At 60.6% G+C, this 26,322-nt stretch carries 25 protein-coding genes; 13 read left to right on the top strand and 12 right to left on the bottom strand.

What is annotated here, in order from left to right; genetic code table 11:
- Positions 1-257: 257 nt before the first annotated feature.
- Positions 258-1,859 carry an ABC transporter substrate-binding protein gene (locus tag CAF80_RS04925; protein ID WP_085666907.1) on the bottom strand — a complete coding sequence of 534 codons (1,602 nt, stop codon included), beginning with the start codon at positions 1,857-1,859 and terminating at the stop codon, positions 258-260.
- 885 nt (positions 1,860-2,744) lie between these two features.
- On the opposite strand from CAF80_RS04925, the gene CAF80_RS04920 reads away from it, so the two are divergent.
- The gene (locus tag CAF80_RS04920; RefSeq protein ID WP_085666906.1) at positions 2,745-3,104 is read left to right on the top strand and encodes a DUF6124 family protein; all 360 of its coding nucleotides are present in this window, start codon (positions 2,745-2,747) and stop codon (positions 3,102-3,104) included.
- Between the two features lie 74 nt (positions 3,105-3,178).
- Here the strand turns inward: CAF80_RS04920 and CAF80_RS04915 are convergent, their stop codons facing one another.
- On the bottom strand, positions 3,179-3,895 hold the full coding sequence (locus CAF80_RS04915; RefSeq protein WP_085666905.1) for an SIMPL domain-containing protein: 717 nt from the start codon (positions 3,893-3,895) through the stop codon (positions 3,179-3,181).
- A 278-nt stretch (positions 3,896-4,173) separates the two neighbouring features.
- On the opposite strand from CAF80_RS04915, the gene CAF80_RS04910 reads away from it, so the two are divergent.
- The 4 genes from CAF80_RS04910 (at position 4,174) to CAF80_RS04895 (ending at position 8,691) form a co-directional block, all read left to right on the top strand.
- Positions 4,174-5,436: an ATP-binding protein gene (locus CAF80_RS04910; protein ID WP_011332442.1), complete on the top strand. Its 1,263-nt coding sequence runs from the start codon at positions 4,174-4,176 to the stop codon at positions 5,434-5,436.
- The gene (locus CAF80_RS04905; RefSeq protein WP_003221630.1) at positions 5,429-5,989 is read left to right on the top strand and encodes a response regulator transcription factor; all 561 of its coding nucleotides are present in this window, start codon (positions 5,429-5,431) and stop codon (positions 5,987-5,989) included. Before CAF80_RS04910 ends, CAF80_RS04905 begins: the two co-directional genes overlap by 8 nt.
- Positions 5,990-6,085: 96 nt before the next feature.
- Entirely contained in the window at positions 6,086-7,813 is a 1,728-nt protein-coding gene (locus CAF80_RS04900; RefSeq protein WP_085666904.1) for an ABC transporter ATP-binding protein/permease, read from the top strand.
- 131 nt (positions 7,814-7,944) lie between these two features.
- Positions 7,945-8,691, top strand: coding sequence for a FadR/GntR family transcriptional regulator (locus CAF80_RS04895; protein ID WP_176240928.1), 747 nt, complete (start codon positions 7,945-7,947; stop codon positions 8,689-8,691).
- Positions 8,692-8,698: 7 nt separating this feature from the next.
- On the opposite strand, the gene CAF80_RS04890 is transcribed toward CAF80_RS04895, so the two are convergent.
- The 4 genes from CAF80_RS04890 to CAF80_RS04875 all read right to left on the bottom strand — a co-directional run bounded on the left by CAF80_RS04890 (position 8,699) and on the right by CAF80_RS04875 (position 11,222).
- Positions 8,699-9,052 (bottom strand): hypothetical protein, encoded by a 354-nt coding sequence (locus CAF80_RS04890; RefSeq protein WP_039769246.1) that lies wholly within the window; start codon positions 9,050-9,052, stop codon positions 8,699-8,701.
- Positions 9,053-9,243: 191 nt separating this feature from the next.
- Positions 9,244-9,618, bottom strand: coding sequence for a hypothetical protein (locus CAF80_RS04885; protein WP_039769248.1), 375 nt, complete (start codon positions 9,616-9,618; stop codon positions 9,244-9,246).
- A gap of 102 nt (positions 9,619-9,720) precedes the next feature.
- Entirely contained in the window at positions 9,721-9,912 is a 192-nt protein-coding gene (locus CAF80_RS04880; RefSeq protein ID WP_085666903.1) for a hypothetical protein, read from the bottom strand.
- Positions 9,913-9,923: 11 nt separating this feature from the next.
- Positions 9,924-11,222, bottom strand: a complete 1,299-nt coding sequence (locus tag CAF80_RS04875; protein WP_085666902.1) for a phospholipase — start codon at positions 11,220-11,222, stop codon at positions 9,924-9,926.
- Positions 11,223-11,456: 234 nt separating this feature from the next.
- On the opposite strand from CAF80_RS04875, the gene kdgD reads away from it, so the two are divergent.
- The 5 genes from kdgD to CAF80_RS04850 all read left to right on the top strand — a co-directional run bounded on the left by kdgD (position 11,457) and on the right by CAF80_RS04850 (position 18,024).
- A complete protein-coding gene (kdgD, locus tag CAF80_RS04870) occupies positions 11,457-12,368 on the top strand; it encodes a 5-dehydro-4-deoxyglucarate dehydratase (RefSeq protein ID WP_011332448.1) in 912 nt (303 codons plus the stop codon).
- Between the two features lie 61 nt (positions 12,369-12,429).
- A complete protein-coding gene (locus CAF80_RS04865; RefSeq protein ID WP_039769256.1) occupies positions 12,430-13,869 on the top strand; it encodes an aldehyde dehydrogenase family protein in 1,440 nt (479 codons plus the stop codon).
- A gap of 99 nt (positions 13,870-13,968) precedes the next feature.
- Positions 13,969-15,333: an MFS transporter gene (locus CAF80_RS04860; protein WP_039769701.1), complete on the top strand. Its 1,365-nt coding sequence runs from the start codon at positions 13,969-13,971 to the stop codon at positions 15,331-15,333.
- Positions 15,334-15,344: 11 nt separating this feature from the next.
- Complete coding sequence (garD, locus tag CAF80_RS04855) at positions 15,345-16,898, top strand: galactarate dehydratase (protein WP_085666901.1); 1,554 nt, start codon at positions 15,345-15,347, stop codon at positions 16,896-16,898.
- A 184-nt stretch (positions 16,899-17,082) separates the two neighbouring features.
- Complete coding sequence (locus CAF80_RS04850; protein WP_007953620.1) at positions 17,083-18,024, top strand: AEC family transporter; 942 nt, start codon at positions 17,083-17,085, stop codon at positions 18,022-18,024.
- Between the two features lie 9 nt (positions 18,025-18,033).
- Here the strand turns inward: CAF80_RS04850 and CAF80_RS04845 are convergent, their stop codons facing one another.
- From CAF80_RS04845 to gatC, 6 genes are all read right to left on the bottom strand, one after another.
- A complete protein-coding gene (locus tag CAF80_RS04845) occupies positions 18,034-18,414 on the bottom strand; it encodes a carboxymuconolactone decarboxylase family protein (protein WP_039769260.1) in 381 nt (126 codons plus the stop codon).
- Entirely contained in the window at positions 18,411-19,472 is a 1,062-nt protein-coding gene (locus CAF80_RS04840; RefSeq protein ID WP_085666963.1) for a calcium/sodium antiporter, read from the bottom strand. The genes CAF80_RS04845 and CAF80_RS04840 overlap by 4 nt, the downstream gene beginning before the upstream one ends.
- 46 nt (positions 19,473-19,518) lie before the next feature.
- Positions 19,519-19,893, bottom strand: coding sequence for a septal ring lytic transglycosylase RlpA family protein (locus tag CAF80_RS04835; RefSeq protein WP_039769262.1), 375 nt, complete (start codon positions 19,891-19,893; stop codon positions 19,519-19,521).
- 145 nt (positions 19,894-20,038) lie between these two features.
- Positions 20,039-21,484: an Asp-tRNA(Asn)/Glu-tRNA(Gln) amidotransferase subunit GatB gene (gene gatB, locus CAF80_RS04830; RefSeq protein WP_039769265.1), complete on the bottom strand. Its 1,446-nt coding sequence runs from the start codon at positions 21,482-21,484 to the stop codon at positions 20,039-20,041.
- A 10-nt stretch (positions 21,485-21,494) separates the two neighbouring features.
- The gene (gene gatA / locus CAF80_RS04825) at positions 21,495-22,946 is read right to left on the bottom strand and encodes an Asp-tRNA(Asn)/Glu-tRNA(Gln) amidotransferase subunit GatA (RefSeq protein ID WP_039769267.1); all 1,452 of its coding nucleotides are present in this window, start codon (positions 22,944-22,946) and stop codon (positions 21,495-21,497) included.
- A gap of 16 nt (positions 22,947-22,962) precedes the next feature.
- Positions 22,963-23,250 carry an Asp-tRNA(Asn)/Glu-tRNA(Gln) amidotransferase subunit GatC gene (gatC, locus tag CAF80_RS04820; RefSeq protein ID WP_007953612.1) on the bottom strand — a complete coding sequence of 96 codons (288 nt, stop codon included), beginning with the start codon at positions 23,248-23,250 and terminating at the stop codon, positions 22,963-22,965.
- Between the two features lie 211 nt (positions 23,251-23,461).
- Here gatC and mreB point away from each other — a divergent pair, with 211 nt between their 5' ends.
- The 3 genes from mreB (at position 23,462) to mreD (ending at position 26,261) form a co-directional block, all read left to right on the top strand.
- A complete protein-coding gene (mreB, locus tag CAF80_RS04815) occupies positions 23,462-24,499 on the top strand; it encodes a rod shape-determining protein MreB (RefSeq protein WP_002555108.1) in 1,038 nt (345 codons plus the stop codon).
- A gap of 140 nt (positions 24,500-24,639) precedes the next feature.
- The gene (gene mreC, locus CAF80_RS04810; RefSeq protein ID WP_074691838.1) at positions 24,640-25,770 is read left to right on the top strand and encodes a rod shape-determining protein MreC; all 1,131 of its coding nucleotides are present in this window, start codon (positions 24,640-24,642) and stop codon (positions 25,768-25,770) included.
- The gene (mreD, locus tag CAF80_RS04805; RefSeq protein ID WP_039769270.1) at positions 25,770-26,261 is read left to right on the top strand and encodes a rod shape-determining protein MreD; all 492 of its coding nucleotides are present in this window, start codon (positions 25,770-25,772) and stop codon (positions 26,259-26,261) included. Before mreC ends, mreD begins: the two co-directional genes overlap by 1 nt.
- The last annotated feature ends 61 nt before the right edge of the window (positions 26,262-26,322 follow it).

Below are 26,322 nucleotides of genomic sequence, written 5' to 3'. Positions count from 1 at the left end.
GGCCTCATGATTTGTTGTCATTTTTTAGTAGTGAGGTACGACCTCGTGAGTCGTGCCTGCGGATACTTATGCAGGGCCCATACCCAATGCAAGATCCAGAGCGCTCGGCGGCCTCAAAGCGTGGCACGAACGTACCTTAATGTCGCATCCGTATAACTTCTGACGCATTTGACCGTTTGCGACCGGTTTTTACGGTGCAAATGGAGCCCCAAAACGGTGCATTGGTCACGCTGTGCGCGCCGGATTGGGGCCGGGTGTTACTTATTTATACCCACGCCATAGAAGGGGGTTAGACCGAACGGGCTGATCTTGAAATCGGTGACTTCCTTGCGCAGCGGCTGGAACACCGTGGAGTTGGCGATCGGCGTGATCGGCACCTGCTGTTTAAGGATGAGTTGCGCCTGTTGATACAGTTTTACCCGTTGCGATTTATCGGTGGATACCTTGGCTTGTTGTACCAGCTTGTCGTAGGCCGGATCGCACCATTTGGCGTAGTTGCTGCCGTTCACCGCCGCGCAGCTGTAAAGCACGCCCAGCCAGTTGTCGGGATCACCGTTGTCACCGGTCCAGCCGTAGATCATCGCGTCATGTTCGCCATTCTTGGCGCGCTTGATGTACTCGCCCCATTCATAGCTGACGATGTTGGCCTTGATACCGATCTTCTCCCAATCCTGCTGGATCATCTGTGCCGACATCCGCGCATTCGGGTTCGAGGCGCGCTGCACGGTCATGGCCCAGAGGTTGATGGTTGTACCCGGTGCAACCCCGGCTTCCTTGAGTAGCGCCCTGGCTTTCGCAGGGTCGTGCGGCGCGTCTTTTATGTTCGGATCGAACGACCATTGCGCTGGCGGCAAGGCGTTTTGCGCCAGCTGTCCGGCACTCTGATAAACCGCTTTGATGATTGCCGGTTTGTCGATGGCCATGTCCAGCGCCTGGCGCACTTTGAGCTGATCCAGCGGCGGATGGGTGGTGTTGTAGGCGAGGAAGCCGAGGTTGAAACCGGGCTGCTTCAACACCCGCAGGTTCGGGTCTTTTTCCATCACTTCGATGTCGGCGGGGCGCGGGTAGCCGCTGACCTGGCATTCGCCGGTCCTGAGCTTTTGCAGGCGTACGGCGGCGTCCGGGGTGATCGAGAACACCAGGTTATCGAGCTTTACGTCCTCTGGTTTCCAGTAGTCCTTGTTCGCGGCGTAACGGATCTGCGCGTCCTTCTGATAGCGCTTGAACACGAACGGGCCGGTGCCGACTGGTTTCTGGTTGAGGTCGGCGGCGTGGCCTTCCTTTAGCAATTGGGCGGCGTATTCGGCCGATTGCACCGAGGCGAAGCTCATGGCGAGGTTTTGCACGAACGCGGCGTCGACGTTGTTCAGGTTGAAGCGCACGGTGTTGTCGTCGAGTTTTTCCACGGATTTGATCGTGGTGTTCAGGCCCATGTCGGTGAAGTACGGGGACTCGGCGGGGTAGGCCTTGCGAAAGGCGTTGTCCGGGTCGAGCAGGCGCTGGAAGGTGAAGAGGACGTCGTCGGCGTTGAAGGTTCGGGTTGGGGTGAAGTAGTCGGTGGTGTGGAATTTTACGTTTTGGCGCAGGTGGAAGGTGTACTGGAGGCCGTCCGGGCTTACGTCCCATTTGGTTGCGAGGCCGGGTTCGACTTCGGTGCCGCCGCGTTTGAATTGGGTGAGACGGTTGAAGAGGGTTTCGGCGGAGGCGTCGAAGTCGGTGCCGCTGGTGTATTGGCTGGGGTCGAAGCCTGCGGGGCTGGCTTCGGAGCAGTAGACCAGGGTTGTTGCTGCGTTTGCGAGTGGGGTTATGGCGGTCAGGGCCAGGGTGATCAGGAGTGGTTTTAGGGTGGATCTATGCATGTCTGGCCCGTGGGTTTTTAGGTGGTTGTTGTTTGAGGTTAGCGGGGATTTGGGGGTGTTCGGAAATATCGTTTTTTGAGGGGATGCGTCTATCTCGGTATATCTGGCGGGTTTTTGGGCATATCCGTTTTTTCGGGTGCTGCGGCTTATGGTTCCGCCCTTACGGCGGGTCACTTTTTACAAACGCCTAAAAAGTAACCAAAAACGCTTTGCTCCTGCGTTCGGCCCCTCGCTGGGGCTCGGGGTTCCTTCGTTACGGGATTCATCCGGGGGCATCGCCTACGGTTTGCTTCGCTGCACCTCCTCTCGATGTGTTTGGCTTCGCCAAACGGTCGCTACGCTCCCACCCCCGAATAAATCCCTCCACTCAGCCTTCCGACGTCGCCCGAAGATCAAAAGCGGTACTCGAGCTAACGCTCATCGTGTTGAGTGGTGGGAAGCGGAAAGCGGAAAGCGGAAAGCGGAAAGCGGAAAGCGGAAAGCAACTGCGGACTGCTTGATCGTTCCCACGCTCCGCGTGGGAATGCAGCCCGGGACGCTCCGCGTTCCATTTTCGAATGTTTAAAGATGTGTGGGATTCACCGAACCTTCCCACAAGGTTTTCAGGTTGTCCGTCGGAACCACGATCCCTAGTCTTTGGTTGTCGCAGAAAACTCTGTGATTGGGTGTGAGAACCCAGGCAAGCGAGTGTCATTCGAACGCCAGTCCGACCATAATTGCCGCCAGCATTTCTGCTGCCTGTAATTGATTTATGGCGGCCGTGTGCGGGCAGACTTTGGTCTGGCCGGAATCTCCTTGCCCGGTTTCTCACCCCGCACATAGCTGCCACCTCTTCGCCGCGTGAGAACGGCATTGGGTGGCTTCAAGTCAGCAAGGAGTTAATCAATGAACAAGGTTGTCCCCGACCCACCCCTCGAAACACCCACACCCCTCGAAGAAGCCATGCGCGCCGAAGACCTCGCCCGCAACCGCGAAGCCATCAAACGCGCCCTCGACTATTACCTGTGCCCCAACCCCACCAAACCGCGCCCGAGCACGATGTACATGGTCACGCCCAACGTCGACACCGAAAGCCTGCTGGCCAATGCCTGCGAATCCCTGGCCTCGGCCAGTACCATCGCCAGCAATTTCGCCAACGAACTCAGCGGCCCGCAACGCAATACGGCACTGGGTATCCAGCAGATCATCATGCTGGCGGAGCTTGCAGTGAACCGCGCGCTGGATCGGGTTGATCCGCAAACCTGACAACACAAATCCCAGGTATAAAAAAAACCGGCGATCATCACTGATCGCCGGTTTTTCATTCAGTCGTCATTCAATCACTGCATCAACACTTCAATCGAGCCATCAGCGGTCAGGCTGACCTGGCTGGTGCCGGCTTCGACTTCAGGCGTGACGGGCGCCGAATCCATGCCAGCGGCTTTCATCATCATCGGGGCGCGCATGTACGGTTGTGGGAAGCCGTTGCTGTTGAGGTTCAGGTTGACGATTTTGTAACCCTTGCCGCCCAGGGCGTCGGTGGCCAGTTGGGCGCGGGCCTTGAAGGCGGTGACGGCTTCTTTGAGCAGTTGGTCTTCGCTGGCCTTGCGGGTGGGGGCGGCGATGGCGAAGTCCATTCCTCCCATTTTTAGGTCGGTCAGCAGCTCGCCGGTGAGTTTGGACAGGGCGGCGAAGTCGGCGCTTTCCAGGCGCAGTTCGGCGCGTTCGCGCCAGCCGGTGATTTTCTGGCCCTTGGTGTCGTAGATCGGGTAGCTGTTGCGGCTGCCCTGGCGCAGGGTGATGTCTTTGACCTGCTTCGCCTGGGCGAGGGCCTTGTTCATGGTGGTGCTGACGTCGGCGGCGAGTTTGGCCGGGTCGGTGTTCTGTTCTTCGGTGTAGAGGGTCACGATCATCAGGTCGCGGGCCACTTCCTGGCTGACTTCGGCGCGCAGGGAAATCTGGTTGTAGTGCAGCTCATCGGCGGCCAGGGCCGGAAGGCTGGCGATGCTGCCGACGGTCAGGGCGAGAAGGGCGGCGCTGCGGCGAAATGTGTGCATGAAAGCTCCTTGATGAGGGCGCAGGTGATGGTTCGGGGGCCTGCGTGAAACCATCAGACTCTAGCGTTTATGATCCGGTTCGCCCAGTTACAACTTCTATACAGATGACAAGGCCAGCGACGAGATTCAAGCTGCAAGCCGCAAGCTTTTGCTCGTAGCTTGAAGCTCGCAACTTGCAACTGCTTTTGGGTGTGGTCGTTTGCCGCACTTTCGCCTCTCAAGCCCGCGCCTTGGTTATACTCCGTGCGATCCGCCTGGAGCGCTCATCAGGAGAGCTCATGCTCGCCCCCGTACAACTGACTTCCGCCACTCGCCAGAATCTCTGGCGGCTGACTTTCATCCGCACCCTGGTGCTCGCCGCGCAGGCCGGTTCCGTGGGCCTCGCTTACTGGCTGGATCTGTTGCCGTTGCCGTGGGTGCAACTGGTGATGACCCTCGGCTGTTCGATCCTGCTGTGTGTGTTCACCGCTGTGCGCCTGCGTACCTCGTGGCCGGTGACCGAGCTCGAGTACGCGCTGCAACTGGCCTGCGATCTGGTTATCCACAGTGCCTTGCTGTATTTCTCCGGTGGTTCGACCAACCCGTTCGTTTCGTATTATCTGGTGCCGCTGACCATCGCTGCGGTGACGCTGCCATGGCGTTATTCGGTGGTGCTGTCCGGTATTGCGCTGGCCTTGTACACATTGATGCTGACGCACTTCTATCCGCTGGAAACCCTGCCGGTGGCCCGGGAGAACTTGCAGATCTACGGCATGTGGCTGAGCTTCGCCCTGGCGGCAGCGGTGATCACCTTCTTCGCCGCGCGCATGGCTGAAGAGCTGCGCCGGCAGGAAGAGTTACGGGCGATCCGCCGTGAAGAAGGCCTGCGCGATCAGCAATTGCTGGCCGTGGCGACTCAGGCCGCCGGTGCCGCCCATGAACTGGGCACCCCGCTGGCAACCATGAGCGTGCTGCTCAACGAAATGCAGCAGGATCATCACGACCCGATGCTTCAGGAAGATCTGAAGGTGCTGAAGGATCAGGTGAAACTCTGCAAGGAGACCCTGCAGCAACTGGTGCGCGCCGCCGAAGCCAATCGCCGGATGGCGGTGGAGATGCAGGACGTTACCGAGTGGCTCGACGAAGCGCTCAATCGCTGGCACCTGATGCGTCCCGAGGCCAGTTATCGCTTCCAGCGTCTGGGCCAGGGCCCGTTGCCGCGTGTGGCACCGCCGCCGGATCTGACCCAGGCACTGTTGAATCTGTTGAACAACGCCGCCGACGCCTGCCCGGAAAACCTTCAGGTGACCCTGGACTGGACCGCCGAAGACCTGACCATCAGCATCCGCGATCATGGTGCCGGTGTGCCGCTGGCCATCGCCGAGCAGATCGGCAAACCGTTTTTTACCACCAAGGGCAAAGGTTTCGGCCTAGGCCTGTTTTTGAGCAAGGCCAGCGTGACACGCGCCGGCGGCTCAGTGAAACTCTATAGTCATGAGGAAGGCGGCACGCTCACCGAGCTGCGCCTGCCCCACGGCGCACGAGGAGAGCAACATGAGTGACGAAATCCAAGTCGAAGGCGAAGAACTGCCGCATTTGCTGCTGGTCGATGACGACGCGACCTTCACCCGAGTGATGGCCCGTGCCATGGCCCGCCGCGGTTTCCGCGTCAGCACCGCCGGTTCTGCCGAAGAAGGCCTGACCATCGCTCAGGCCGATCTGCCGGACTATGCCGCGCTGGACCTGAAAATGGACGGCGATTCCGGTCTGGTCCTGCTGCCGAAACTGCTGGAGCTGGACCCGGAAATGCGCGTGGTGATCCTCACCGGTTACTCGAGCATTGCCACCGCAGTCGAAGCGATCAAGCGCGGCGCCTGCAATTACCTGTGCAAACCGGCGGATGCCGACGACGTGCTGGCAGCGCTGCTTTCCGAGCATGCCGACCTCGACAGCCTGGTGCCGGAAAACCCGATGTCGGTGGATCGCCTGCAGTGGGAGCACATCCAGCGCGTGCTGACCGAGCACGAAGGCAACATTTCCGCCACTGCCCGCGCCCTGGGCATGCACCGCCGCACCTTGCAGCGCAAACTGCAGAAGCGTCCGGTTCGTCGCTGAACCTGCGCTGAACGACCATCGCCAGCCCTCGCGATAAAACGCACCGATCATCTATGATCGGTGCGTGTCTGTTCTTTTCTTTATCGAGCCTTTTCCATGAATCAGAACGCTGAATATTCCGCGGTCAACGATACTGTGCGCGGGCAGTTTTTTCGCAAGGTGTGGGCCATGACCACGCCTTACTGGCGCAGCGAAGAGAAGGGCAAGGCCTGGACGTTGCTGATCGCCGTGATTGCGCTGACGTTGTTCAGCGTGGCGATCTCGGTGTGGATCAACAGTTGGTACAAGGATTTCTATAACGCCCTGCAGAAGAAGGATGAGGCGGCGTTCTGGCAGTTGATCCTGTATTTCTGCGGCATCGCGGCCGTGGCGATTCTTGGCGCGGTGTATCGCCTGTACCTGACGCAGATGCTGACCATCCGTTGGCGGGCATGGCTCACCGAGAACCATTTCAAACGCTGGCTCGGGCACAAGAACTATTACCAGCTGGAGCAGGGCGGTTACACCGACAACCCTGACCAGCGGATTTCCGAAGACCTCAATACCTTCACCACCAACACCTTGAATCTCGCGTTGGGCCTGATCCGCACGGTGGTCAGCCTGGTGTCGTTTTCGATCATTCTGTGGGGCGTCTCCGGCAGCATCGAAGTGTTTGGTATCGAGATTCCCGGCTACATGTTCTGGTGTGCGCTGCTGTACGCAGCGGTCGGCAGTTGGCTGACGCACCTGATCGGTCGACGCCTGATCGGCCTGAACAATCAACAACAACGCTTCGAAGCTGACCTGCGTTTCTCCATGGTCCGCGTACGTGAGAACGCCGAGAGCATTGCGCTGTACAACGGTGAGCCGAACGAGAATCGCCGTCTGAGCAATCGCTTCGGTCTGGTCTGGCACAACTTCTGGGACATCATGCGGGTGTCCAAGCGCCTGACGTTCTTCACCTCGGGTTACGGCCAGATCGCAATCATCTTCCCGTTCATCGTCGCGGCCCCGCGTTACCTGACCGGCAAGATCGAACTGGGTGAGCTGATGCAGATCAACTCGGCATTCGGCAACGTGCAGGAGAACTTCAGCTGGTTCATCAATGCCTATGCGGACCTCGCCGCGTGGCGCGCCACGTGTGATCGTCTGCTGAGCTTCCGCCAGGCCATGACCGACAACGAAGAACGTGCGCCGGCCATCGACGTGCAGAATAAGGGCAATGAGCTGAAGGTTCATAACCTCGGCCTCGATCTGGCCGACGGTCGTCATCTACTGACCAGCGCCGACATGACCGTGGAGCAGGGCGATCGGGTGATGCTCAGCGGTCGTTCCGGCAGCGGTAAATCCACGCTGCTGCGGGCGATGGGCCATTTGTGGCCGGCCGGGCACGGCAGCATTCGCCTGCCGGCTTCGCGTTATCTGTTCCTGCCGCAAAAGCCGTATTTGCCGATCGGCACCCTGCGCGACGCCTTGAGTTATCCACAGCCGGGCGACACCTACGCACCAGAACGTTATGCACAAGTGCTGGAAACCTGCCGTCTGCCGCATCTGGTGGCTCGACTGGACGAGGCCAATCACTGGCAGCGCATGCTCTCGCCGGGTGAACAGCAACGTCTGGCCTTCGCCCGCGCGCTGCTCTATGCGCCGCAATGGCTGTACATGGATGAAGCAACGTCGGCAATGGATGAAGAGGATGAAGCCACGCTGTATCAGGCGCTGATCGATCAGTTGCCCGGCCTGAGCATCGTCAGCGTCGGCCATCGCAGCAGCCTCAAGCGCTTCCATCCACGGCATGTGCGGATCGACAGTGGTCACCTGGTTGAGCAGAACGTGACCGCCTGATATGTCCACACAGACCCTGTGAGGGCTGGCTTGCCGCCTCCCACAGGGTTTGTGTGGAAACGGAAAGTGATCGTACAACCCGCTTGAGCTATGATGCCCACAAGCCGAATTTTCGAGACAAGATGCAGACCATGGAAAACCTGATCGACACCCCGCGACTCCCTCGCAAGCGCCGCAGCCTGGCTCAGGAACTGGTGACGGTGCTGACCGAGCAGATCCGCGACGGTCTGCTCAAGCGCGGCGACAAGTTGCCGACCGAGTCGGCGATCATGGAAGCCCACGGCGTCAGCCGCACCGTGGTGCGCGAGGCGATTTCCCGTTTGCAGGCGGCGGGGCAGGTGGAAACCCGTCATGGCATCGGCACCTTCGTGCTCGACACCCCGAGCCCAAGCGGTTTCCGGATCGACCCGGCCACCGTGGTCACCCTGCGTGACGTGTTGGCCATTCTCGAATTGCGTATCAGCCTCGAAGTCGAATCCGCCGGCCTTGCCGCGCAGCGCCGCAGCACCGAGCAACTTGCTGCGATGCGCGCGGCCCTTGATGCGCTGAATGACAGCGTGGCCCACGCCAGCGATGCAGTGGCGTCGGACTTCCAGTTCCATCTGCAAATCGCGCTGTCCACCGGCAACCGCTATTTCACCGACATCATGACCCACCTGGGCACCAGCATCATTCCGCGCACGCGGCTGAATTCGGCGCGCCTGGCCCATGACGATCAGCAGCACTACATGAGTCGCCTGAGTCGCGAGCACGAGGAAATCTACGACGCCATCGCCCGTCAGGATTCCGATGCCGCCCGTGCGGCCATGCGCCTCCATTTGACCAACAGCCGGGAAAGACTGCGCCAGGCTCATGAAGAGGCACAGGCGCAGGGGTGATTGTTGCTTATCGTTCGAGTTGAACTGTCAGCAATGGGGATGACGAAGCATTACCGTTGTTTATGGTGACGGTGTAATGCAGTTCGGCCCTCGCACCGGGAACAAGTTTTTTCTCAAAGACATCTTTGGGGATGGCGAAGATCACTGACTTTCCCACCTCGGCTGCGGTCAGGGTATGTCTTGCTTCCCATTTGTTACCGGTCGAGGTCTCTACTTTCATGGTAATCACGTCGCCAGCGACGGCCTGCTGGTAAGGCGGTACATCACCGTGAGCGTCTCCTTTGAGTTTGCTAAGGAAGAGCACACCGTTCTCGGCTTCCTTGAGAATAGGTGCCACCAAGGTTTTGACTTGTGCAGTCATGATCAAACTCCTTTTCACATCCATTTGAACCGTTGTAAGAACGCAAACCATGGTGTTGCGTCGATGGAGCCGGTTCGTTAACTCCCAAGTCAGTAAGCCCGAACCTGCCAAGCGTTCGCACCTGTCAGAAATGACAGTTGCGATGAACGGTAGTAGTGAGCTCGGTCTTGGAAGGACTCGAAAGAGCAGGATCAGGACTCGATGTACAGTTTCAGCGGCTCCGAACAAGGCTCGAGACCGGCCTCATCAGCGAACTTGTAGCGCAGTTCAACGGTGCTGTTCAGGTACTTTTCCAGCTCGAATCTCGGGATGCTCAGTTCGATCCCGGTCAGGCCGACCATGTCATCCAGTGTGTCATCCCAGACGCCGGTCGGCTCCGCCAAACCCTGCCATTCAGGCTCCTCCGGATCATCACCGAGGATCGGGTACACATCCCAGTTCGGCGGTGTGTTCTGCCCGTCGGGCACACGGACGATCAAGTCATCATCCAGAGTTGATAACCGCAGGATGATCGAGTCGCTGGCGTGGTCGGGGAATTGCGGAAGGTGTGCAGCGGCAAACGTCATGTTTCGCTCTCCTTAAAAGATCTGCCGCGATCCTTCGCGGCAGTCGTCGCACTTTACCCGGCGAATCGGTGAGGCGCGCCGGGGCAATCTTGTCCGGGCATTTCAGCTGTGGGGCAGAATCGAACGATCCACCCTGACCGCCAGTTTTCCCGGGCCGGGCCTGACGTCGAACGTTGCCTGGCCGTGAGCATCCACCGACGCCCGGGCGATGGCCACGCCGTCGCACAGCAGTTGCAGCGGCGCACCTTTCATCGATTGGCCCGAGGCCAGTTCCAGTTTCAATTTGATCGTCATCGAATCGCTCCTTAATTCGTGTTGCCGCTTGGGTGATAGTCCTTGAGCAGCAGGTAGGTGCTCCAGCCCCACCAGTCGTCGACGGTGGCAGTGTCGTTGAGGTTGTTGACGTCCTTGCGCCGCAGGACTTTGTTGCCCTCGACGCGGAACAGTGGCGAGAAGTTGTTGGCCGGGTCCAGCACGGCCGTCAGATCCGGCAACCGTTGCAGCGCGTTGAAGGTGGTCGGCACGTTGCCGCTTGAATACGCGGCGTACACCTCGTCCGCCGAATCCTGTACCGCCCGATTCACCTGATTGCGGTTGTCAGCGTCCGTGGCGTCGAAGTAGCGCTTGTCACCGAATGCCCGCCATTGCTCGCCATGTCCGTTGCGTACCTTGAGGCCGAACTTGCTGTCTTCGTCGTGCATGAAACGTGTGATGAGCGAGCCCAGATCGCTCGGTGTCACCGCTGCGGCCATGGCTTTGCGCGGCACTCGCAAATGCCCGGAAGAGAACAGATCGGTGAGGTAGTGGTCGGCGAATGCGTTCATCGCGTAGGCCCGTTCCAGTTGCAGTTCGTCCTGACTGGCGTGGGCGGCAGCGGCGGTTTGCAGGGCGGCGGTGTGCCCGGCGATGTAGGCCTGGCGAGCCCATTCGCCGAAGTGGTCGGCGTTGTTCGCTGCCAGTTTCAGATAGCGACCGAGCGGGAACAGGGCCGAGACAAAACTCCCGCCGCCGGTGATTTTGTTCCACTCTTCCGACAACGTATCTCCCAACGCGTCGTAGGCCTCATGAGGTTGCTTGCCATCCTTGATGGCCTGTTTAACCGCGTCGATCTCCTTTTGCATGATTGCGAGAATTTGCGTCGCCTCGATCTTCGAGGCCGACAGCGTGGCGAGAGTGTCGAAGGCCGCCGTGAAGCGCTGAAGGCGATCAGCCGAAGTCGACCCTTCATTGATCGGACGGTCGACGATTCCGTAGAAATCACCGCCCAGCGCCAGCACCTGGCCGTAGGTCAGCGCCAATCCGTTCGGCAGATGCAGCGGCACATTTTGCGCGAGCACCGGCTCGGCATTTTCAATAAAGCGCAGCCGGGTGTTATCGCCTATAGCCTTGTGTTCCGCACCTTCGAAGCGCAGTTGCGGCTTGCCTTTCAAGGCTTGAGCGGGCAGGGCGATCGCGGGTTCGACATCGCTGTGCGAGTCGGCGATGTGCAACAGCAAGTGCGGGTTCTCGGCATTGAAGGCGATGCCGCCGGGGGTAAACAAGTCATCAAAACGGGCGATGACCGGTGCAGGTTTTTCGAGGCATTTTGTTTGTAGACCGGACATTTCTTTCTCCTTGATATGTCGTCGGCAGGTTGTATTTGACTGTACGTATATACAGTTAAAATCAGCCTAGTCGAGAAATTTCCTACGTCAAAAAGAAATCTTGTCCGACAAAAAATGCCCTGCAACGATGAAATGCAGTTGACGGTTATATTTTAAGTTGTACGATGACCTACAACTTCAGCGAAGGCTGAACGGTCCACTCACAAAAAACGTTGCTACCAGGGTGTTCGAATAATGAATCCACAAGAACTGAAGTCCATCCTCTCCGCCGGCCTGCTCTCGTTCCCGGTGACCGATTTCAATGCTCAGGGCGATTTCAACCGCGCTGGCTACATCAAACGCCTGGAATGGCTGGCCCCGTACGGTGCTTCAGCCCTGTTCGCCGCCGGTGGTACCGGTGAATTCTTCTCCCTGGCTGCCAGCGAATACTCGGAAATCATCAAGACTGCCGTCGACACCTGCGCCAGCAGCGTGCCGATCCTCGCTGGTGTCGGTGGTTCGACCCGTCAGGCCATCGAATACGCTCAGGAAGCCGAGCGTCTGGGCGCCAAAGGTCTGTTGCTGCTGCCGCACTACCTGACCGAAGCCAGCCAGGACGGCGTCGCCGCCCACGTTGAAGCGGTGTGCAAATCGGTCAACATCGGCGTGGTGGTCTACAACCGCAACGTCTGCCGCCTGACCGCGCCGCTGCTGGAACGCCTGGCCGAGCGCTGCCCGAACCTGATCGGTTACAAGGACGGTCTGGGTGATATCGAACTGATGGTGTCGATCCGTCGTCGCCTCGGTGATCGCTTCAGCTACCTCGGTGGTCTGCCGACCGCCGAAGTCTACGCCGCGGCCTACAAGGCCCTGGGCGTGCCGGTCTACTCGTCGGCGGTGTTCAACTTCATCCCGAAAACCGCGATGGACTTCTACCACGCGATTGCCCGTGAAGATCACGCCACCGTCGGCAAGATCATCGACGACTTCTTCCTGCCGTACCTGGACATCCGCAACCGCAAAGCCGGTTACGCCGTGAGCATCGTCAAGGCAGGCGCCAAGATCGCCGGCTATGACGCAGGCCCGGTGCGGGCGCCGCTGACCGACCTGACCGGCGAAGAGTACGAAATGCTCGCTGCGCTGATCGACAAGCAAGGTGCGCAGTAACACACCTCTATAAACAAGGCCGCTGAGCAATCAGCGGCCTTTTGCGTCAGGAGAATGATTCGTGACCAAGCGCTATGACAACTACATCAACGGTGAATGGGTCGCCGGTAACGATTACTCGGCGAACATCAACCCGTCCGAACTGAGCGACACCATCGGCGATTACGCCAAGGCTGACCTGGCTCAGGTCAACGCCGCCATCGACGCCGCGCGCGCCGCGTTCCCGGCGTGGTCGACCTCGGGCATTCAGGCCCGTCACGATTCGCTGGACAAAGTCGGTACTGAAATCCTCGCCCGCCGCGAAGAGCTCGGCACCCTGCTGGCCCGGGAAGAGGGCAAGACCCTGCCCGAAGCCATCGGCGAAGTGACCCGCGCCGGCAATATCTTCAAGTTCTTCGCTGGCGAGTGCCTGCGCCTGTCCGGCGACTACGTGCCGTCGGTGCGCCCGGGCGTCAACGTCGAAGTCACCCGCGAAGCCCTGGGTGTGGTCGGCCTGATCACCCCGTGGAACTTCCCGATTGCCATCCCGTCGTGGAAAATCGCCCCGGCCCTGGCCTATGGCAACTGCGTGGTGTTGAAACCGGCGGATCTGGTGCCGGGTTGCGCCTGGGCCCTGGCCGAAATCATCTCCCGCGCAGGCTTCCCGGCCGGCGTGTTCAACCTGGTGATGGGCAGCGGTCGTGTGGTCGGTGAAGCGTTGGTCAACAGCCCGAAAGTCGACGGCATCAGCTTCACCGGCTCCGTCGGTGTGGGCCGTCAGATCGCCGTCAACTGCGTGTCGCGCCAGGCCAAGGTTCAGTTGGAGATGGGCGGCAAGAACCCGCAGATCATTCTCGACGACGCCGACCTCAAGCAGGCGGTCGAGTTGTCGGTGCAGAGCGCGTTCTACTCCACCGGCCAGCGTTGCACGGCTTCGAGCCGACTGATCGTCACTGCCGGGATTCATGACAAGTTCGTCGAAGCCATGGCCGAGCGCATGAAGTCGATCAAGGTCGGCCACGCGCTGAAGGCTGGCACCGATATCGGTCCGGTGGTTTCGCAAGCGCAGCTTGAACAGGACATGAAGTACATCGACATCGGTCAGTCCGAAGGTGCGCGTCTGGTCAGCGGCGGTGCTCTGGTGACCTGCGACACCGAGGGTTACTTCCTTGCGCCGACCCTGTTTGCCGACAGCGAAGCGTCGATGCGCATCAGCCGCGAAGAGATCTTCGGCCCGGTGGCCAACATCGTTCGCGTGGCCGATTACGAGGCTGCACTGGCCATGGCCAACGACACCGAATTCGGTCTGTCGGCGGGTATCGCCACCACGTCGCTGAAGTACGCCAACCATTTCAAGCGTCATTCCCAGGCCGGGATGGTGATGGTCAACCTGCCGACCGCCGGTGTCGATTATCACGTTCCGTTCGGTGGCCGTAAGGGTTCATCCTATGGCTCACGTGAGCAAGGCCGCTATGCGCAAGAGTTCTACACGGTCGTGAAGACCAGCTACATCGGTTCGTAAATCGCTGCACCCGCGCCGGGCCTTCGCCTGAGGCCCTGCGCGGTACAAGACCAAAGAATGTTTTACCCGCATAAAAATAATCAGTGGGAGTACATCTACATGCAATCGTCCAAGCCGACTCACGTCCGCTATTTGATCCTGCTCATGCTGTTTCTGGTGACCACGATCAACTACGCCGACCGCGCCACCATCGCGATCGCCGGTTCCAGTTTGCAAAAAGACCTCGGCATCGACGCGGTCACCCTCGGCTACATCTTCTCTGCTTTCGGTTGGGCCTACGTGGCCGGGCAAATTCCCGGCGGCTGGCTGCTCGATCGCTTCGGCTCGAAAAAAGTCTATGCCCTGAGCATTTTCACCTGGTCGCTGTTCACCGTGCTGCAAGGCTTCGTCGGTGAGTTCGGCATGTCCACGGCCATCGTCGCGCTGTTCATGTTGCGCTTCCTCGTGGGTCTGGCCGAGGCGCCATCGTTCCCCGGCAACGCACGCATTGTGGCGGCCTGGTTCCCGACTGCCGAACGCGGCACCGCTTCGGCGATCTTCAACTCGGCGCAATACTTTGCCACCGTGTTGTTCGCGCCGCTGATGGGCTGGATCGTGTTCTCCTTTGGCTGGGAGCACGTGTTCATCGTCATGGGCCTGCTCGGCATCGTGTTCTCGCTGGTCTGGCTCAAGGTTATCCACAGCCCGCGCCAACACCCGATGGCCAACGAAGCGGAAGTGAAGTTCATCGCCGACAACGGCGGCATGGTCGACATGGACCAGAAACAAGGCAAAAAGGCTGACGGCCCGAAATGGGATTACATCCGCCAGCTGCTGACCAACCGCATGATGCTCGGCGTTTACCTGGGCCAGTACTGCATCAACGGCATCACCTATTTCTTCCTGACCTGGTTCCCGGTGTACCTGGTGCAGGAACGCGGCATGACCATCCTCAAGGCCGGTTTCATCGCCTCGTTGCCGGCGATCTGCGGCTTTATCGGCGGCGTGCTCGGCGGGGTGATTTCCGATTACCTGCTGCGCAAGGGCCATTCGCTGACCTTTGCCCGCAAGGCGCCGATCATTGCCGGTCTGCTGGTTTCGAGCAGCATCGTGGCGTGCAACTATGTCGACGTTGAATGGATGGTGGTCGGCTTCATGGCCCTGGCATTCTTCGGCAAAGGCGTGGGCGCGCTGGGCTGGGCGGTGGTGTCCGACACCTCGCCGAAACAGATCGCCGGTCTGAGCGGTGGCCTGTTCAACACCTTCGGCAACATCGCCTCGATCACCACTCCGATCGTCATCGGTTACATCATCAGTTCCACCGGCTCGTTCAAATGGGCGCTGGTGTTCGTCGGTGCCAACGCACTCGTGGCGGTGTTCAGCTACCTGGTGATCGTCGGCCCGATCAAACGTGTGGTCCTTAAAGAGCCGCCAACCCAAGGCGGTTCCGAAGCCACCGGCAAATTGTCTCAAGCGCATTCCTGAGGAGCGGCGTCATGCAGTTGATTGAACATTCCGACTCGCCGCGCTACATCCGCCTGCACGAGCGGGACAACGTAGTGGTAGTGGTGAACGACCAGGGCGTGCCGGCCGGCACCGCATTTGCCGATGGCCTGGTGACGGTGGATTTCGTGCCGCAGAGTCACAAGGTCAGCCTCGTGGATATCCCCGAGGGGGGCACGGTGATTCGCTACGGCCAGATCATTGGCTACGCGTTGCAGCCGATTCCCCGTGGCAGTTGGGTCAAGGAAGATCAACTGCGCATGCCGACCGCGCCACCGCTGGACAGCCTGCCGCTATCCACCGATGTGCCGGCCGCCCAGGCACCGCTGGAAGGCTTCACGTTCGAGGGTTATCGCAACGCCGACGGCACCGTCGGCACGCGCAACATTCTCGGGATCACCACCACCGTGCAATGCGTCACCGGGGTGCTGGATCACGCGGTAAAACGCATCAAGGACGAACTGTTGCCCAAGTACCCGCACGTTGATGACGTGGTGGCGCTGACCCACAGTTATGGTTGCGGCGTGGCCATCACGGCCACCGACGCCTACATCCCGATCCGCACTGTGCGCAATCTGGCGCGCAACCCGAATCTCGGTGGCGAGGCGTTGGTGATCAGCCTGGGATGCGAGAAATTGCAGGCCGGGCAGGTGATGCACGAGGACGATGCGTCGGTGGATCTGAGCGAGCCATGGTTGTATCGCTTGCAGGATTCCAGTCACGGCTTCACCGAGATGATCGAGCAGATCATGGAACTGGCCGAAGTCCGCTTGAAGAAGCTCGACCAGCGCCGCCGGGAAACCGTGCCGGCGTCTGAGTTGATTCTCGGCATGCAGTGCGGCGGCAGTGATGCGTTTTCCGGCATTACCGCCAACCCCGCGCTGGGTTACGCCTCGGACTTGCTGCTGCGGGCGGGCGCGACGGTGATGTTTTCCGAAGTCACCGAAGTGCGCGATGCGATCTACCTGCTGACCTCACGGGCGCAGAGCAAAACCGTTGCCGAGGAACTGGTGCGCGAAATGGACTGGTACGACCGTTACCTGGCCAAGGGTGAAGCGGATCGCAGCGCCAACACCACCCCGGGCAACAAGAAGGGCGGGTTGTCGAACATCGTCGAAAAGTCGCTGGGCTCGATCGTGAAGTCCGGCAGCAGCGCGATCAGCGGTGTGCTCGGCCCTGGGGAGCGCTTCAAGCAGAAGGGCCTGATTTTCTGTGCGACGCCGGCGAGCGATTTTGTCTGCGGCACCTTGCAACTGGCGGCGGGGATGAATCTGCATGTGTTCACTACCGGGCGTGGCACGCCTTATGGTCTGGCCATGGCGCCGGTGGTGAAGGTTTCGACTCGTACCGAACTGGCGCAGCGCTGGCCGGATCTGATCGACATCGATGCCGGGCGGATTGCCACCGGGCGCGCAACCATCGAGGAGTTGGGCTGGGAGTTGTTCCACTACTACCTGGATGTGGCGAGCGGCAAGCAGCAGACGTGGGCGGAGAAGCACAAGCTGCACAACGACATTACGTTGTTCAATCCGGCGCCGATTACTTGATCTGTTTGAGGGGGGTGGATCGTTCCCACGCTCCGCGTGGGAATGCAGCCCGGGACGCTCCGCGTCCCAACAGTGTGACGCGGAGCGTCACAGGAGACGTTACCACGCAGAGCGTGGGAACGATCAGGGTGAAAGTGGCTTATCATTAGCGCCCTAACGACGCTCACCTCCAAGGCTCCCCGGCATGCTGGCAATCTTCCTCGAAACCCTGAACATCACCGCGCCGGTGTTTGCCATGCTGTTTCTCGGTGTGCTGCTCAAGCGCATCGACTGGATCAACGACAACTTTATCCACACCGCTTCGTCGCTGGTGTTCAACGTCACCATGCCGGCGCTGCTGTTTCTCGGCATCCTGCACGCCGACCTGCACGCCGCGCTGCAACCGGCGCTGCTGATCTATTTCGCCCTCGCCACGCTGGTCAGTTTTGCCGTGGCCTGGGGCTGGGCGATTTTCCGTTGTCCGCGTGAAGATCGTGGCATCTACACCCAAGGCGCGTTTCGCGGCAACAACGGGGTGATCGGCCTGGCGCTGGCGGCGAGCATGTATGGCGACTACGGAATTTCCCTCGGAGCGATTCTCGCGGCGCTGGTGATCCTGTTCTACAACACCCTGTCGACCATCGTGCTGGCGGTCTACAGCCCGGTGATCAAGTCGGACCCGTGGAGCATCTGCAAAAGCGTGGTCAGCAATCCGTTGATCATCAGCGTGATCGCGGCGGCGCCGTTCGCTTATTTCAAGATCGGTCTGCCGGGGTGGCTGGAAACCTCCGGTCAGTACCTGGCACAGACCACGCTGCCGCTGGCACTGATCTGCATTGGCGGCACGCTGTCGCTGGCGGCGCTGCGCAAGAGCGGCAACATGGCGCTCAGTTCGAGTCTGGTGAAGATGGTCGGCCTGCCGGTGATCGCCACGCTGGGTGCATGGCTGTGGGGTTTTCGCGGGGCGGAGCTGGGGATTCTGTTTCTGTATTTCGGCAGCCCGACTGCCGCCGCCAGTTTTGTCATGGCCCGTGCGGCGCAGGGCAACCATGAACTGGCGGCGGCGATCATCGTGCTCACCACGCTGATGGCGGCGATCACCACCAACATCGGGATTTTCTTTTTGCAGTGGGGCGGGTGGATCTGAGGCCAGCGATTACTCAGGCTTCTGGTAACTGTCGATCACTTCCTGCGCCGCGCGGAACGCATCGATCGCCGCCGGCACGCCGGCATAAACCGCGCAATGCAACAGCGCTTCGCGGATCTCTTCAACGGTGCAGCCGTTGTTCAACGCGCCGCGCACGTGACCTTTCAACTCTTGCGGGCACTTCAGCGCGGTCAGCGCGGCGAGGGTGATCAGGCTGCGGGTTTTCAGCGGCAGACCTTCGCGATTCCACACGCCGCCCCAGGCGTGTTCGTTGACGAAGTCCTGCAAGGGTTGAGTGAACTCGGTGGCGTTTCCCAGCGCGCGATCGACAAACGCGTCGCCCATTACCTGACGGCGGACTTCAACCCCGGACTTCTTCGATTCGGTCATGGCACATCCTTCTTGTGGTGTTGGCGGCGCCAGGCGCGCACGGACGTGAAAAACAGAAACGCCAGCAGCGTCGGCAGCACATAAAACAGCATCAATCGTTCAAGCTTGCCGGCCAGTGGCATGCCGGTGGTGAACGACACCACGTGCAGCCCGTACGCCAGATACAAACCCAGCAGCAGCAGACCTTCCGCGCGAGTCACTCGGTAGCCGGAATAGAACACCGGCAGGCATAGCAACGCGACGCCGAGCATTACCGGCAGGTCGAAATCCAGCGCATTGGGCGAGACCGACAGCGGTGTCGGTGCGATCAGCGCGGTGAGGCCCAGCACCCCGAGCAGGTTGAACAGGTTGGCGCCGATCACGTTGCCCACGGCGATGTCCCGCTGACCGCGCAGCGCGGCGATCAGCGAGGTGGCGAGTTCCGGCAGCGAAGTGCCGACCGCGACCACGGTCAGGCCGATGACCCGTTCGGAGAAACCCAGATCGGTGGCCACCACCACGGCCGCCCCCAGCAGCAAGTGTCCGGCGAACACCAGCATGCCCAGGCCGCCGACAATCATCAGCAGGCTGGTAAACCACGGGGCTTGCGGATCGTGGGGTTGATCGGAATGCGGGCGGGTCGAGTGCCGCGACTGGCGCAGCAACAATCCGAGGTAAAGCGCCAGGGCACCGAGCAACAGAATGCCGTCGAAGCGCCCGAGTTCTTCATTCCACGCCAGCACGAATACCAGCAGGCTGGCGCCGATCATCAACGGGATGTCGAGGCGTACCAGTTGCCGCGACACCCGTAGCGGAATGATCAGCGCTGACAGGCCGAGGGTGACAAGAATGTTGAAAATGCTGCTGCCGATCACGCTGCTGACCGCGATGTCCGGCGTGTGCGCCTGCACGGCTTGCAGGCTGACCGCCATTTGCGGGGCGCTGCTGCCGAGGGCGACGATGGTCAGGCCGATAATCAGTGGTCGTACATGCAGGCGCGCGGCCAGGCGCACGGCGGCGCGCACCATCAGCTCGGCGCCGGCGATCAGCAGGAACAGCCCGCTGAGCAATTCGATCACGCTGATCAGCGGCAAGTCGGTCAGTCCGAAAATGGTGGACGCTCCATCAGTCGTCGAGGGCCTGCACCCGAACCCGGGCGGTTCCACTGCGCAGCATACCGAGCTGTTCGGCCGCCGCACGTGAAACATCGATCAGGCGGCCACGGGTGTGCGGGCCACGGTCGTTGATGCGGACCACGACGGATTCATCGTTTTTCAGGTTGGTGACCTTCACCCGAGTGCCGAACGGCAACTGGCGGTGGGCGGCGGTCAGGGAATTCTGGTTGAACGCTTCGCCGCTGGCGGTACGTTTACCGTGGTGTTTGGCTCCGTAATAGGAGGCGACGCCGGTCTGGTCGTAACCGTGCGGGTCGATGGTGTCGGTGCTGGCGCAACCGGCCAGCAAAGAGAGCAGGGCGCAGGCGCCGAGCAGACGTTTCATTCATAAGCTCCCAAGTGATCGTTCCCACGCTCCGGCGTGGGAATGCACCCCGTGACGCTCTGCGTCACACCGCAATGGACGCGGAGCGTCCGAGGCGGCATTCCCACGCAGAGCGTGGGAACGATCCTCAGGCGCGGGGCCATCGTCAGCCTTCGAGCTTGCTTTTCAGCAGTTCGTTCACTTGCTGCGGGTTGGCCTTGCCCTTGGAGGCTTTCATGGCCTGACCGACGAAGAAGCCGAACATCTTGCCGCGCTTGGCTTCGTCTGCCGCGCGGTATTGTTCGACCTGCTCGGCGTTGGCCGCGAGCATTTCGTCCAGCACCGCCGAGATCGCGCCAGTGTCGGTAACCTGCTTCAGGCCGCGCTTTTCGATGATCTCGTCTGCGCTGCCTTCGCCGTTGGCCATCGCTTCGAACACCACCTTGGCGATCTTGCCGGAGATGGTGTTGTCCTTGATGCGCTGCAGCATGCCGCCCAGTTGCTCGGCGGAAACTGGTGAATCCTCGATGTCCAGGTTCTGCTTGTTGAGCAGGCTGCCCAACTCGACCATCACCCAGTTCGCCGCCAGTTTGGCGTCGCCGCCGATGCTCGCGACTTTCTCGAAGTAGTCCGCCTGCTCACGGCTGGTGGCCAGCACATTGGCGTCGTAGGCCGACAGACCGAAGGCACTCTGGAAGCGCTCGCGTTTTTGCGGTGGCAGCTCCGGCAGGGTGGCGCGCACGTCATTGAGGAACGAGTCCTCGATGACCACCGGCAGCAGGTCCGGATCGGGGAAGTAACGGTAGTCGTTGGCTTCCTCTTTGCTGCGCATCGGACGGGTTTCGTCCTTGTTCGGATCGTACAGACGGGTCTGCTGGATCACTTTGCCGCCGTCTTCGATCAGGTCGATCTGACGCTGGATCTCGGAGTTGATCGCTTTCTCGATGAAGCGGAACGAGTTGACGTTCTTGATCTCGCAGCGGGTGCCGAACTCGACCTGGCCTTTCGGACGTACCGACACGTTGCAGTCGCAACGCAGCGAACCCTCGGCCATGTTGCCGTCGCAGATGCCCAGGTAACGCACCAGCGCGTGGATCGCCTTGACGTAGGCCACCGCTTCCTTGGCGCTGCGCATGTCAGGCTCGGACACGATTTCCAGCAGCGGCGTGCCGGCACGGTTCAGGTCGATGCCGGTGGCACCGCTGAATTCTTCGTGCAGGCTCTTGCCGGCGTCTTCTTCCAGGTGCGCACGGGTGATACCGACGCGTTTGACCGTGCCGTCTTCCAGGGCGATGTCCAGGTGGCCCTTGCCGACGATCGGCAACTCCATCTGGCTGATCTGGTAGCCCTTCGGCAGATCCGGGTAGAAGTAGTTTTTACGGGCGAACACGTTGTGCTGGCCGATCTCGGCGTCAATCGCCAGACCGAACATCACCGCCATGCGCACCGCTTCCTGGTTGAGCACTGGCAGCACGCCGGGCATGCCCAGGTCGATCAGGCTGGCCTGGGTGTTCGGCTCGGAACCGAACTGGGTGGAACTACCGGAAAAGATTTTCGACCGGGTGGTGAGCTGGGTGTGAATCTCCAGCCCGATCACGACTTCCCATTGCATGTGTGTCTCCTCAGAAGCCGGTTGGGGTGCGAGTGTGCCAGTCAGTGTTCAACTGATACTGGTGCGCAACGTTGAGCAAGCGGCCTTCCTGGAAATACGGAGCGAGCAGTTGCACGCCGACCGGCAGACCGTCGACGAAACCGGCCGGCATCGACAGGCCCGGCAGGCCCGCGAGGTTGGCGGTGATGGTGTAGACGTCTTCCAGGTAGGCAGCGACCGGGTCGCTGTTCTTGGCACCGAGTTTCCAGGCCGGGTTTGGCGTGGTCGGGCCGAGGATGATGTCGACTTCATTAAAGGCAGTCATGAAGTCGTTCTTCACCAGGCGACGGATCTTCTGTGCTTTCAGGTAGTAGGCGTCGTAGTAACCGGCGGACAGCGCGTAGGCACCGACCATGATCCGGCGCTGTACTTCAGGCCCGAAACCTTCGCCACGGGAGCGCTTGTACAGGTCTTCCAGGTTCTTCGGGTCTGCGCAGCGGTGGCCGAAGCGCACGCCGTCGAAACGCGACAGGTTGGAGGACGCTTCTGCCGGGGCGATCACGTAGTACGCAGGAATCGCGTGCTGCATGTTCGGCAGGCTGATTTCCTTGATCACGGCACCGAGCTTCTGCAGCTCTTTGATGCTGTTCTGGATCAGGTCGGCGATGCGCGGGTCGAGACCTGCACCGAAGTACTCCTTCGGCACACCGATGCGCAGGCCTTGCAGCGAACCATTCAGGCCAGCGGCGTAGTCCGGCACTGGCTCATCGATGCTGGTGGAGTCGTTCGGATCGAACCCGGCCATACCTTGCAACAAAATTGCGCAGTCTTCGGCCGTGCGTGCCAGAGGGCCGCCCTGATCGAGGCTGGAGGCGTAAGCGATCATGCCCCAGCGCGAAACGCGACCGTAGGTCGGTTTCAGGCCGGTGAGGTTGGTGAATGCAGCTGGCTGCCGGATCGAACCGCCGGTGTCGGTGGCCGTCGCAGCAGGCAACAGACGAGCGGCAACCGCGGCAGCCGAACCACCGGACGAACCGCCCGGCACGTGTTCCAGGTTCCACGGGTTTTTCACCGCGCCGTACCAGCTCGACTCGTTGGCCGAACCCATGGCGAATTCGTCCATGTTGGTCTTGCCCAGGGTCACGGTGCCGGCGGCGGCCAGCTTCGACACCACGGTGGCGTCGTACGGGGCCTTGAAGTTGTCGAGCATCTTCGAGCCGCAGCTGGTGCGGATGCCCTGGGTGCAGAACAGGTCTTTATGGGCGATCGGCGCGCCGAGCAGGGCGCCGTTCTCACCATTGGCCCGGCGCACGTCGGCGGCTTTCGCCTGCTCAAGGGCCAGCTCTTCGGTGAGGCTGATGAAACTGTTGAGCTGCGGGTCGAGCTGGGTAATGCGCGCCAGCAGGACTTTGGTCAGCTCTTCGGAGGAAAACTTTTTATCGGCGAGACCGCGGGCGATCTCGGCCAGAGTCAATTGGTGCATTGCAGGCTCTTTCCCTTTAGTCGATGACTTTCGGAACCAGGTACAGGCCGTTTTCGACCGCTGGTGCGATGGACTGATAAGCCTCGCGGTTATTGCTTTCGGTCACGACGTCGGCGCGCAGGCGCTGACTGGCTTCCAGCGGGTGGGCCAGCGGCTCGATACCGTCGGTATTGACCGCCTGCATTTCGTCGACCAGCCCGAGAATGCTGTTGAGGGCCGAAGTGATGTGTGGAAGATCGGCGTCATTCAGGCCAAGGCTGGCCAGATGAGCGATTTTTTCCACGTCGGAGCGTTCTAGCGCCATCGGGTTTCTCCAGTGGAAAACAGGACGGACGGCGTCCGTGTGTTAGATTGTCGGAACACTACCGCACTTCTACGGTCATAAGGCCGCGATTGTGGGGCTTGGTGCACAGAAAAGCGGCCAATTTAACATATTGGCGCCTTGCCCAAAATCCCTGTCGTTGTTAGAGTTTGCCGCACTTTTTTACCCACGCGTTGCCTAGGGTCCCTTTCCCATGTTCAAGAAACTGCGTGGCATGTTTTCCAGCGATCTTTCCATTGACCTGGGCACTGCCAACACCCTTATTTACGTGCGCGAGCGCGGTATCGTCCTGAATGAGCCATCGGTTGTGGCCATTCGGACACACGGTAACCAGAAAAGTGTCGTCGCTGTCGGCACCGAGGCCAAGCGCATGCTCGGCCGTACGCCGGGCAACATTGCTGCCATTCGTCCGATGAAGGACGGCGTGATCGCCGACTTCAGCGTCTGCGAAAAGATGCTGCAATACTTTATCAACAAGGTTCACGAAAACAGCTTTCTGCAGCCCAGCCCTCGTGTGCTGATCTGCGTTCCATGCAAGTCCACCCAGGTTGAGCGTCGTGCCATCCGTGAATCGGCCCTTGGTGCCGGTGCCCGTGAAGTGTTCCTGATCGAAGAGCCGATGGCCGCTGCGATCGGTGCCGGCCTGCCGGTTGAAGAAGCTCGCGGTTCGATGGTCGTGGATATCGGTGGTGGTACCACCGAAATCGCGCTGATCTCCCTGAACGGTGTGGTCTATGCCGAATCCGTACGCGTTGGCGGCGACCGCTTCGACGAAGCGATCATCACCTACGTGCGCCGCAACTACGGCAGCCTGATCGGCGAATCCACCGCCGAGCGCATCAAGCAGGAAATCGGCACGGCCTATCCGGGCGGTGAAGTTCGCGAAGTCGACGTTCGCGGTCGCAACCTGGCCGAAGGCGTTCCACGCGCATTCACCCTGAACTCCAACGAAGTGCTGGAAGCTCTGCAAGAGTCCCTGGCAACCATCGTTCAGGCCGTGAAAAGCGCCCTGGAGCAATCGCCGCCGGAACTGGCTTCCGACATCGCCGAGCGTGGCCTGGTGCTGACGGGCGGTGGCGCGCTGCTGCGTGACCTCGACAAGCTGCTGGCCCAGGAAACCGGTCTGCCGGTGATCGTTGCCGAAGATCCGCTGACCTGCGTTGCTCGCGGCGGTGGCCGTGCACTGGAAATGATGGACAAGCACACCATGGACCTGCTCTCCAGCGAATAATCGCCGGGTGCAATACGTGGGTGAGCGCACAGGCAGCACTTTGCAGTGCTGCCTGTTGGCGTTTATCTTCTGTCAGTCTTCATCCAGGCCGGTTTGATGCCGTATGAATAAACAGAACATTTGCCTGGGAGGAGCGGCTTATTAAACCGCTTTTCGCCAAGGGCCCCTCACTGGGCGTGCGCTTGTTGGTGCTGGCCGTACTGTCGGTCGCGCTGATGGTCGTTGACGCGCGCTTCAGCCTGCTTAAACCCGTACGCAGCCAGGCCTCGCTGGTGCTGATGGACGCCTACTGGATTACTGACCTGCCCGGACGGTTGTGGGAAGGTATCGCCAGCCAGTTCGGCAGTCGCACCGAGCTCGTCGCCGAAAATGAAAAACTCAAGTCGGAGAACCTGCTGTTGCAGGGTCGCATGCAGAAGCTTGCCGCCCTCACCGAGCAGAACGTCCGTCTGCGCGAGTTGCTCAATTCCTCCGCGCTGGTCAACGAGAAGGTCGAAGTGGCCGAGCTGATCGGCATGGACCCCAACCCCTTCACCCATCGCATCATCATCAACAAAGGCGAGCGTGATGGCGTGGTGCTCGGTCAGCCGGTGCTCGATGCTCGCGGCCTGATGGGGCAGGTGGTCGAACTGATGCCGTACACCTCCCGTGTGCTGCTGCTGACCGACTCCACCCACAGCATTCCTGTGCAGGTGAACCGTAACGGTCTGCGGGCGATCGCCAGCGGCACCGGTAACCCGGAACGCCTTGAGTTGCGCCATGTCGCCGACACCGCCGATATCAAGGAAGGGGACCTGTTGGTCAGCTCCGGTCTCGGCCAGCGTTTCCCGGCCGGTTATCCGGTGGCGACGGTCAAGGAAGTGATCCACGATTCCGGCCAGCCATTCGCCATTGTTCGCGCCGTACCGACCGCCGCATTGAACCGCAGCCGTTACCTTCTGCTGGTATTCAGTGACAACCGCACCGCCGAAGAACGTGCCAACGATGCCGCGCAGGCTCAGGAAAACCTCGATGCCTTTGGTGGCGGTCCGGTGGTTCCGGCCACGGTGCCGAAAATCGTCACCCCGCCTGCCGCAGCCGCAGCCGCAACCCCTGCCACGACGACAGCGCCGGCTACGCCTGCCGCCGACACCACGCCGGCCAAACCCGCTGCGAGCAAACCGCCTGCAGCCACACCCGCGGTCAGCAAGCCACCGGCGAATCAGCCCGCTGCTCGACCAGCAGCCAAACCGCCTGTCACTGCGCCGGCGACCACCGGGAGGCAAGAATAATGGTCGGAGCTACCGCATCGCGTAACGGCTGGATCGTCTGGCTGACGTTTATCGTCGGCATACTGCTCAGCGTGTCGCCATTGCCGATTTTCATGGAAATCCTGCGCCCGCTGTGGCTGGCTTTGCTCCTGGCCTTCTGGGCTTTGTACCTGCCGCATACGGTCGGCATGGTCACGGCTTTCTGCCTGGGGCTGGCCGAAGACGTGCTGCAAGGCGATCTGCTCGGTCAGAATGCATTGATCCTGACACTGATCACGTTCCTGGTGCTGTCATTGCAGCAACGCCTGCGAATGTTCCCGATGTGGCAGCAGAGCCTGGTGATTCTGGTGATCTTCGGCCTCGCCCAGCTCGTACAGCTTTGGCTCAGTGCCTTGACCGGCAACCGTCAGCCGACCCTTGCGCTGGTCCTGCCGGCACTGGTCAGTGCCTTGCTCTGGCCATGGGTCAGCTTCGCTTTGCGTGGATTGCGCCGGCGCTACAAAATCAACTGATTCGGTCAGGCATGGGCCCCCACCGGTGCCATGAGGCAGGGCACTCAACAGGGAGATGTTT

Source organism: Pseudomonas sp. B34(2017), from assembly GCF_002112915.1.
GTDB classification, from domain to species: Bacteria; Pseudomonadota; Gammaproteobacteria; order Pseudomonadales; family Pseudomonadaceae; genus Aquipseudomonas; species Aquipseudomonas pharyngis.
This window is presented reverse-complemented; position numbering and strand designations above follow the sequence as displayed.